We start from the raw sequence: 671 nt of genomic DNA, 5'->3' as shown, positions 1-671 counted from the left end.
GTGGCCCTTCCCGCGCAGCGGCGGCATGCCCTGCCGCGTGTTCGATGTTCCTGGCCGCGTTCACATCGGCGTTGCCGACGTACCCCGCGGGACCGGGCACCGCAAACGCGCTTGGCTCTGGCGCGCCTGCCGGTCCGCGATCCCGCACGCCGAGCACCGCCGCTCGTGCACGCGGGGTTGATTGTCACGGCTCGCCCGGGAGCCTTGTGCTCCAGCCGGGCCACCAGCCGGCCCCACCCCGCGACGAGAATACCCCGCTTCAGCCCTGCCTTCTGACCGACGCTGCGGCCCTGCACATCGACAGTGCCCCGCGCCGACCGCGTCATAGTGCGGATCTTCAAGTCCTCGACGGCGATCACGTCGAACCCGCGGGCCAGACCGGTGGAAGTCTCCTCCACCCAGTCCTTACGCCGGTCGGCCTGGCCGGCCGTCAGCTTCGCGATGGCGGCCTGCACCCTGCCGCGCCGCCTCGACCCCCTCCTGGCCCGCGCCAGCTTGCGCAACAGCCGCAACAGGCGCGCCTTCTCCGTGCCGCACAGGCCGGGCACCGTCAGCAGTTCGCCGGTGGACAGGGCGGCGCTGACCGCCACACCCCGATCCACCCCCCACCACCTCACCCGAGCCCGGCGCGGGCACCGGCTCAGGGATGACGGCGAACGCCACCTGCCAGC

At 73.0% G+C, this 671-nt stretch carries 1 pseudogene; it reads right to left on the bottom strand.

The annotated features are described in order from the left end of the window. Positions 1-548 (bottom strand): annotated as a pseudogene (locus ACTWPW_RS64505) (hypothetical protein); the annotation flags it as partial. Positions 549-671: the final 123 nt, after the last annotated feature.

It is taken from the genome of Nonomuraea sp. KM90, assembly GCF_052246675.1.
Classification (GTDB): Bacteria; Actinomycetota; Actinomycetes; order Streptosporangiales; family Streptosporangiaceae; genus Nonomuraea.
This window is presented reverse-complemented; position numbering and strand designations above follow the sequence as displayed.